This is a genomic window from Microbacterium sp., assembly GCF_039812165.1.
GTDB lineage: Bacteria > Actinomycetota > Actinomycetes > Actinomycetales > Microbacteriaceae > Microbacterium.
Genome location: NZ_JBDIAB010000131.1, coordinates 1 through 8,507, shown reverse-complemented (window position 1 = coordinate 8,507; position 8,507 = coordinate 1). Strand labels below are relative to the sequence as shown.

Below are 8,507 nucleotides of genomic sequence, written 5' to 3'. Positions count from 1 at the left end.
ACCGCGGGCGTGGCATCGCCGGGCGCGCGTCGACGGCGCTCGACGCCGCGCGCCGCGCGCGAGAGCTGTCGCGGCTCGGCGACGCGCCGTTCGTCGACGTGCTCGTGGTCGGCGGCGGTGTGACCGGGGCGGCGATCGCGCTGGATGCCGCGAGCCGCGGTCTGCGCACCGTGCTCGTCGAGCGCCACGATCTGGCGTTCGGGACGAGTCGGTGGAGCTCGAAGCTCGTCCACGGAGGCCTGCGCTACCTCGCGTCGGGGCAGTTCGGCATCGCCCACGAGAGCGCGGCGGAACGGCATGTCCTGATGACCCGCACCGCGACGCACCTCACCCGGCCGCTGCGGCAGGTCGTTCCCCTCTATGGAGCGGACTATATGTCGCAAGGCGCATACGTCGGGGCGGGGTTCGCGCTGGGCGACGGGATGCGGCGTCTCGTGGGCACGCCGGCGGAGGCCGTGCCGCCGCCGGCGATGCTCGACCCGGCACGGACGCGAGAGCTCGCGCCGGCCGTCGCGGGCGACGGCCTGCGCGGCGCGGTGTCGGGCTGGGACGGCCAGGTGATCGACGACGCGCGGCTCGTCGTCGCCCTGTGTCGCACGGCCGCGGGGGAGGGGGCGAGCATCCTGACCCGCGTCGAGGCGCGCGAGGTCGCCGGCGACGGGGCGCTGCTCGTCGACACGACGACCGGTGCGGAGCTGCGCGTGGGCGCGCGGGCCGTCGTCGGCGCCGCCGGCGTGTGGACGGGCCTGATCGACCCGGCCGTGCGGCTGCGGCCCAGCCGCGGCACGCACCTCGTGGTCGAGACCGCGCGGCTCGGCGGGGCGGACGTCTCGCTCACGGTGCCGGTGCCCGGCGCGACGGGCCGGTTCGTCTTCACGGTGCCCGCGCCGCACGGGCGCACCTACATCGGCCTCACCGACGTGCCCCTCGACGGGGATGGGTCCGGCGCGATGGCCGACGTGCCGCACGCGACGGATGCCGAGATCGACGAGCTCCTCGCGACGATGAACACCGTGCTCGCCGATCCCCTCGACCGCCACGACGTCATCGGCACCTTCGCGGGGCTGCGCCCGCTCCTCGACGACGCGGACGACACCGACGGCGCGCGCGACACCGACGCGCTCTCGCGTCGGCACGCGATCCTCGAGTCGTCCGACGGCGTGCTGAGCGTCGTGGGCGGCAAGCTCACCACCGCACGGCGCATGGCGCAGGACGGCGTGGACGAGGCGGTGCGTCGGCGCCGCCTGCCGACCGCCCGGACGTCGCGCACGGCCGCCCTGCCTCTCGTCGGAGCGTGGCCCCGCGACGCGCTCGCGCGCGTCGCGGCGCCGCCCCGCTGGGTGCGCAGGTACGGCGCCGAGGCGCCGTACCTGGCCGCGCTGCCCGCGGGCGGCGACGCCGCCCGCGGCGTCACCGCCCAGGAGCTGGAGTGGGGCGTGCGCGTCGAGGGCGCGCTCTCGGTGGCCGACCTGCTCGACCGCCGGACGCGTCTGGGACTCGTGGCGACGGATGCCGCGGCATCCGTCGCCGCCGCCCGCGCGGCCTTCGACCGCGCCGGCGTCGTGCCGCTCGACGCCTGATCGCGCCGGCCCGTCCGGCGCCCGGACGAGCGAGGGACTAGATCGTGAGGGCCTTCTCGAGGAGCGCGGCCTGCTCGATCGCGTGGACCTTGCCCGAGCCGGTCGCCGTCGAGGCGGCGGCGGCGCGCGAGACGCGGCGGATCGTGCGCCCGTGCAGGTGCTTCACGACCTCCAGCGCGATGAACGGCCACGCACCCTGGTTCTCGGGCTCGTCCTGCACCCACACCAGTTCGGCGTCGGGGTAGGTGTCGAGCACCGCGTTGAGCTCGTCGATGGGCGCCGGGTAGTACTGCTCCAGACGCACCAGCGCGATGCGCGGGTCGGGGCGCTTCTCGAGCTCCGCCTTGAGATCCCAGTGCAGCTTGCCGGCGTGCAGCAGCACGCGCTCCACGCGGCTCTTGTCGAGCCCGCGGTCGTCGTCGATGACCGGCTCGAACCGGCCCGACGTGAACGCCTCCGCGGGGCTCGTCGCACCGCGCAGGCGCAGCATGGCCTTCGGCGTGAACACGACCAGCGGCCGGCGCGGACGCGCGTAGGCCTGACGGCGCAGCAGGTGGAAGTACGAAGCCGGCGTCGACGGACGGGCGACCGTCATGTTGTCCTGCGCGCACAGCTGCAGGTAGCGCTCGATGCGGGCCGACGAGTGATCGGGGCCCTGGCCCTCGTAGCCGTGCGGCAGCAGCAGGACGACGCTCGACTGCTGACCCCACTTCTGGTTGGCCGACGAGATGAACTCGTCGAGCACCGTCTGCGCGCCGTTGGCGAAGTCGCCGAACTGCGCCTCCCACAGCGTCAGGGTGTCGGCGCGCTCGACCGAGTAGCCGTACTCGAACGCCATCGCGGCGTACTCGCTCAGCAGCGAGTCGTAGGCGTAGAAGCGGCCCTGGCTCTGCGACAGGTTCGCCAGCGGCAGCCACTCCTGGCCGTTCTCGCGGTCGTGCATGATCGCGTGCCGCTGCACGAAGGTGCCGCGGCGCGAGTCCTGGCCGGCGAGGCGGACGTTCGTCCCCTCCATCAGCAGCGACCCGAACGCGAGCAGCTCGCCGAACGCCCAGTCGATGCCGCCGGAGCGGCTCATCTCGGCCCGCTTGTCGAGGAGCGACTTGAGCTTCGGATGCACGGTGAAGCCCTCGGGCGGGTTGACGAAGGCATCCCCCACCTGCCGCACGACGTCCTGCGAGACGCCGGTCGTCTCGGGCTCGCCCACGACCTGCGCGACGGACGTCGTCGGCGTGACGACGGCCGACGACCCGGTCTCGGCCGCGTGCGTCTCGGCGAAGGCGACCTCGAGCCGGCTCTGGAAGTCGCGCTTGGCCTGCTCGTACTCCTCCTGCGTGATGTCGCCGCGACCGACGAGGGCCTCGGTGTACAGGCGCCGCACCGAGCGCTTGGCCTCGATGAGGTTCGTCATGAGCGGCTGCGTCATCGACGGGTCGTCGCCCTCGTTGTGCCCGCGGCGGCGGTAGCAGACCAGGTCGATGACGATGTCGCGGTGGAACCGCTCGCGGTAGCGGAACGCCACCTCGGCGACGTGGACGACCGCCTCGGGGTCGTCGCCGTTGACGTGGAGGACCGGAGCCTGGATGGTCTTCGCCACATCGGTCGCGTAGACCGACGTGCGGCTGTCCTGCGGCAGCGTCGTGAAGCCGACCTGGTTGTTGACCACCACGTGGATGGTGCCGCCGGTGCGGTACGCGCGCAGCTGCGACATCTGCAGCGTCTCGACCACGACGCCCTGGCCGGCGAACGCGGCGTCGCCGTGCACCAGGATCGGCAGCCACGAGAACGTGCCGATGGGCTTGCGGTCCTGCTTGGCGCGGACGATGCCCTCGAGCACGCCGTCGACGGTCTCGAGGTGCGACGGGTTGGCCGCGAGGACCACCGGCAGCTCCTGCCCGCCGTCGGCGATGAACGTGCCCTCGGTGCCGAGGTGGTACTTGACGTCGCCCGATCCACTCTTCGAGCCGACCGCGACGGATCCCTCGAACTCGCGGAACACCTGGCCGTACGTCTTGCCGGTGACGTTCGTGAGCACGTTGAGGCGCCCACGGTGGGCCATGCCGATCGCGGCGCCGTCGAGCCCGGCAGATGCCGCGCCCTGCAGGATCTCGTCGAGGAGCGGGATGAGCGACTCGCCGCCCTCGAGGCTGAACCGCTTCTGACCGACGTACTTGGTCTGCAGGAACGTCTCGAACGCCTCGGCCTCGTTGAGCTTGTTCAGGATGCGCAGCTGCTCGTCGTGACCCGGCTTCTGGTACTTGACCTCGAGGTTCTCCTGGAACCACGCGCGCTGGTCGGGGTCCTGGATGTGCATGTACTCGATGCCGATCGTGCGGCAGTACGAGTCGCGGAGCACGCCCAGGACGTCGCGCAGCTTGAGCAGCCGCTTGCCGCCGAAGCCGCCGGTGACGAACTCGCGGTCGAGGTCCCAGAAGGTCAGCCCGTGCGACTCGATCTCGAGATCCGGGTGCGTGCGCTGCACGTACTCGAGCGGGTCGATGTCGGCCATGAGGTGGCCGCGGACCCGGAACGAGTTGATCAGCTCCTGCACGCGCGCGGTCTTGTCGACGCGCTCCGCGATGTCGACGTTGATGTCGCGGTTCCAGTGGATCGGCGCATACGGGATGCGCAGGGCCGCGAAGATGCCCGAGTAGAAGTCGCGCTGGCCGGTCAGGTACTCGTGGACGATCTTGAGGAACGCGCCCGAGCCGGCGCCCTGGATGACACGGTGGTCGTACGTGCTCGTGAGCGTGATGGTCTTGCCGATGCCGAGCTCGACGAGCGTCTTCTCGCTCGACCCCTGGAACTGCGCCGGGTACTCCAGCGCGCCGACGCCGACGATGCAGCCCTGGCCGGGCATGAGCCGCGGCACCGAGTGCACGGTGCCGATGCCGCCGGGGTTGGTGAGCGAGATCGTCGTGCCCTGGAAGTCCGCCGCGGTGAGCTTGTTGGTGCGGGCCCGGGAGACGAGGTCCTCATAGGCGGCGAGGAACTCGTTGAAGGTGAGCGACTCGGCGCGCTTGATGCTCGGCACCAGCAGCGCCCGCGTGCCGTCGGGCTTGGGCATGTCGATCGCGATGCCGAGGTTGATGTGTGCGGGGGCGACGACCGACGGCTTGCCGTCGACGACCGTGTAGTGCACGTTCTGGCTGGGGAACGACTTCAGCGCCTGGATGAGCGCCCAGCCCACCAGGTGGGTGAAGCTGACCTTGCCGCCGCGGGTGCGCGACATGTGGTTGTTGATGACGATGCGGTTGTCGATCATCAGCTTCGCCGGGACCGTCCGCACGCTCGTGGCCGTGGGGACCGTGAGCGACTCGTCCATGTTGGCGGCGAGCGTCTTCGGCATGCCGCGGAGCGTCGTCACGACGTCCTCGCCGCTGGCCTCGGGCGCGGCCGGGACCACGGTGGGCGCCTGCGCCGGGATCGGCTGCGGGGCGGCGGGGCGCGCGGTCGTCCGCGCGACCGGCTGCGCGCCGACCACCGGGATGGGCGCCGTCACCGGGTGGGCGTCGGACGCCGGCGGTGCGGGCTGGACGATCGCCGCGGCGGGCTCGGGGGCGGATGCCGGTGCCGGCTCCGGCTGGTACGCCTCCAAGATGGGCCACCAGGCCTTGTCCACAGAGTTCTTGTCCTTCGAGAACTGCTCGTAGAGCTCGGCGACGAGCCATTCGTTGGCGCCGAATTCGCCGTCGCTGGAAGTTCCGAGGCCGGTCACCTGACTGGACACGGGTGTTGCCTGCTTTCGTCGGTGAAGGTCAGTTCGTGCGGAAGCCGGGTCGACCAGACGCACACGTCATATCAGCGTAACGCAGATGGGCGACCGAAAGCCGGGCCAGTCCGCGATTCGCACGGACCGGCGGCCGACGTCCGCGCCCGTCCGCGACTGGGTACCGTGGAACCATGCAGTTCTCCGGAGAGCGTCCCGCCGTCGACCTGACCTACTCCGACGTGTTCCTCGTGCCCCGCCGATCGGCGGTCACGAGCCGGCTCGACGTCGACCTCGCGCCCCGCGACGGCACCAGCGCGACGGTCCCGCTCGTCGCCGCGAACATGAACTCGGTCACCGGCCCCCGGCTGGCCGCCACGCTCGCGCGGCGGGGCGGCCTGGGCGTGCTGCCCCAGGACATGCCGCTGCAGGAGGTGGATGCCGCGATCCGCTGGGTCAAGGACCAGCCGGTGCCGTGGGACACGCCGCTCGTGCTGCCGCCGGAGGCCACGGTGGCGGACGCCGCCCTCCTCCTGCCCGCCACCGAGGGCTACGGCATCGTGGTGGCGCCCCCGGCGGCCTCGGCCGACGGCATCCACGTCGACGACATCCTCGGGGTCGTCCCGGCGACGAGGCTCGGCACGGCGCTCGCCGACGCGCGCCTGGGCGACCTCGCCCGCGGGCGCCCCGCCTCGATCGACGCCGACGACGTGACGAGCGCCCGCCACGCGTTCGACCTCATCGTCGCCGCCGAGACCGAGACGGTGTGCGTGCTGCGCCACGGCCGGCTCGTCGGCGTGCTGTCGCAGCGGAGCGCGCTGCGCTCGACGCTGTACCGGCCCGCGGTCGACGCCGACGGACGCCTCATCGTCGCGGCCGCCGTGGGCATCAACGGCGACGTCGCCGCCAAGGCGAAGGCGCTCGCCGCCGCCGGCGTGGACGTGCTCGTCGTCGACACCGCGCACGGACACCAGGAGAGCATGCTGCGGGCCCTGCGCACCGTGTCGGACCTGGGGCTCGGCATCCCGCTCGTCGCGGGCAACATCGTCACCGCCGAGGGCGTGCACGACCTGGTCGCCGCGGGCGCCACGATCCTCAAGGTCGGCGTCGGTCCCGGGGCCATGTGCACGACGCGCATGATGACGGCGGTCGGGCGTCCGCAGTTCTCCGCCGTGCTCGAGACCGCGCAGGCGGCGGCGAGCCTCGGTGCGCACGTGTGGGCCGACGGCGGCGTGCGCTACCCGCGCGACGTCGCACTGGCGCTCGCGGCGGGCGCGGCATCCGTCATGATCGGCTCGTGGTTCGCCGGCACCATCGAGGCGCCCGGACTCCTGCAGACCGACGACGCCGGCCGCGTCTACAAGGAGTCGTGGGGGATGGCCTCGACCAAGGCCGTGCACGGCCGATTCGGCCGTCTCGACCCGTACGAGCGGGCGCGCAAGGAGCTGTTCGCCGAGGGCATCTCGTCGTCGCGCATCTACCTCGACCCGCTCCGCCCGGGCATCGAGGACCTCGTCGACATGATCACGTCGGGCGTGCGCTCGTCGTTCACCTACGCGGGGGCGTCGACGGTGCCCGAGTTCCACGAGCGCGCGCTCGTCGGGCTGCAGTCGGCGGCCGGCTACGAGGAGGGCAAGGCCCTCCCGGTCAGCTGGTAGCCGCGCGTTCCCTTCCGCGGCCTCGGCCCGGTCGTCCGGGGTTGCCTGTCGGTCGCCCGGGTCCTGTTGGCGACACCTTTCTGCGGGTCTCGTGCTGGGTCGGTGCCTGTTGGCGGCACCTTTCTGCGGGCCCGGTGCTGGACCGGGCGTGTTGGCGGCACCTTCCTGCGGGTCCGATGCTGGACCGGGCGTGTTGGCGACACCTTTCTGCGGGTCCGATGCTCGGTCGGTCCTGTTGGCGACACCTTCCTGCGATGGCTCCAGCTGCCGACAGCGTTGGCGCCAGTTCCCTGCAATGGCCCCTACAAATATGTGGCGCCATCGCAGAGAACTGGCGCCGACGCCACGCGAGAGTGGGACCCACGTGGGAGAGCGGAACCCGCGCGAGAGCCGAACCCGCGCGAGAGCGGGACCGCGCGAGAGCGCTAGCCACGCGATGGCGGAGGGATGCCGGCGAGCTCGGGCTCCGGCATCCGGTCGCCCGTTCAGAAGCCCGGCCGAGGACGGGTAGTGGGGAGTCCCGCCCGCGTCAGCACGTCATACAGCAGCGCGGGCCGTTCCAACTGGCGCGTCCGCCAGCGCGAGACGACCCGTACGACGCGGCGCAGCTCGTCCTCCCGGTCCTTTTCGTCGGCGAGCACCTGCTCGGGCGTCCGACCGCGTCGCAGCACCGGATCGAGATACTTGCCGAGGCCGTCGTACTCGCCGACGTGGTCCCATTCGTCCCAGGAGAAGTCGGTGAACGCCCGCAGGCCGCTCGGCAGCAGGAACTCGCGCTGCAGTCGCGGTCGAGGAAACCCGAGCTGCTCGATGATCACGCGGCTCTGCGACTCGCGGACGCTGTCGGCCTGCGGCGAGGCGAACGCGACCACGCGCTGCACGCGGGCCTGCCCGCGCCCGCCGAAGCGATCGGCGGCGCGCTGCAGGTCATCCGGCGTCGCGAGCGGACCGCCTTCCCGCCGTGACCAGAGCACCTGGTCGGCCGTGGCGACGCCCTCGGCGAAGGGCAGCATCGCTGCGAGGTCGATCGCTGTCTGCACGACGGACGTCACGAAGTGGCGACCCCACGGAATCACGTCGAGTTCGTCGAGCCGGCGGGTGTGGCGTCGCACGCGGCCGGTCGACCGGCCGCCGCTCTTGCGGTCGACGCTCACATCGACGCGGTCGGGCCAGTCGCCGAGCACGTCCGCACCGTGAAGTGCGGCGGCGGCGAAGTGCGACAGGACGGTGCCGGCCTCGAGACGGGATGCCGCTTCCCACACACGCTGGGCGTGCCGGTCCATCGGCTCGAGACCGTCCCAGGCCCTCGCCGCCGCGAACGCTCCCGGTCCGATCCGCACGATCTCACCGCGTTCGACTCGGGAGGCGAGTCGTCGTTCGTTGACGGGGTCGAGGTGCTCGCGGCGTCGGAAGACGGCATCCAGCGGCGGTTCGGAGAGCGCGCTCATGACGCCATGCTGGCGGGGTGTGTGGCGGCGATGCGGCGCACGACCCCGAGATGTGGACAACCCGCGCGGATTCGTCGCTGTGGAGGGCTCCCCGTGGCGCGGCACCCGCGTG

At 72.3% G+C, this 8,507-nt stretch carries 4 protein-coding genes; 2 read left to right on the top strand and 2 right to left on the bottom strand.

All coding sequences use genetic code 11. The features are described from left to right. The first annotated feature begins 14 nt into the window (after nucleotides 1–14). A complete protein-coding gene (locus WML84_RS10520) occupies nucleotides 15–1,580 on the top strand; it encodes a glycerol-3-phosphate dehydrogenase/oxidase (RefSeq protein ID WP_347346097.1) in 1,566 nt (521 codons plus the stop codon). Nucleotides 1,581–1,617: 37 nt separating this feature from the next. On the opposite strand, the gene WML84_RS10515 is transcribed toward WML84_RS10520, so the two are convergent. Next, nucleotides 1,618–5,310, bottom strand: coding sequence for a multifunctional oxoglutarate decarboxylase/oxoglutarate dehydrogenase thiamine pyrophosphate-binding subunit/dihydrolipoyllysine-residue succinyltransferase subunit (locus WML84_RS10515; protein WP_347346096.1), 3,693 nt, complete (start codon nucleotides 5,308–5,310; stop codon nucleotides 1,618–1,620). 173 nt (nucleotides 5,311–5,483) lie between these two features. Here WML84_RS10515 and WML84_RS10510 point away from each other — a divergent pair, with 173 nt between their 5' ends. Then, nucleotides 5,484–6,947: a GuaB1 family IMP dehydrogenase-related protein gene (locus WML84_RS10510; RefSeq protein ID WP_347346095.1), complete on the top strand. Its 1,464-nt coding sequence runs from the start codon at nucleotides 5,484–5,486 to the stop codon at nucleotides 6,945–6,947. A 485-nt stretch (nucleotides 6,948–7,432) separates the two neighbouring features. On the opposite strand, the gene WML84_RS10505 is transcribed toward WML84_RS10510, so the two are convergent. After that, the gene (locus tag WML84_RS10505; protein WP_347346094.1) at nucleotides 7,433–8,395 is read right to left on the bottom strand and encodes a hypothetical protein; all 963 of its coding nucleotides are present in this window, start codon (nucleotides 8,393–8,395) and stop codon (nucleotides 7,433–7,435) included. Nucleotides 8,396–8,507: the final 112 nt, after the last annotated feature.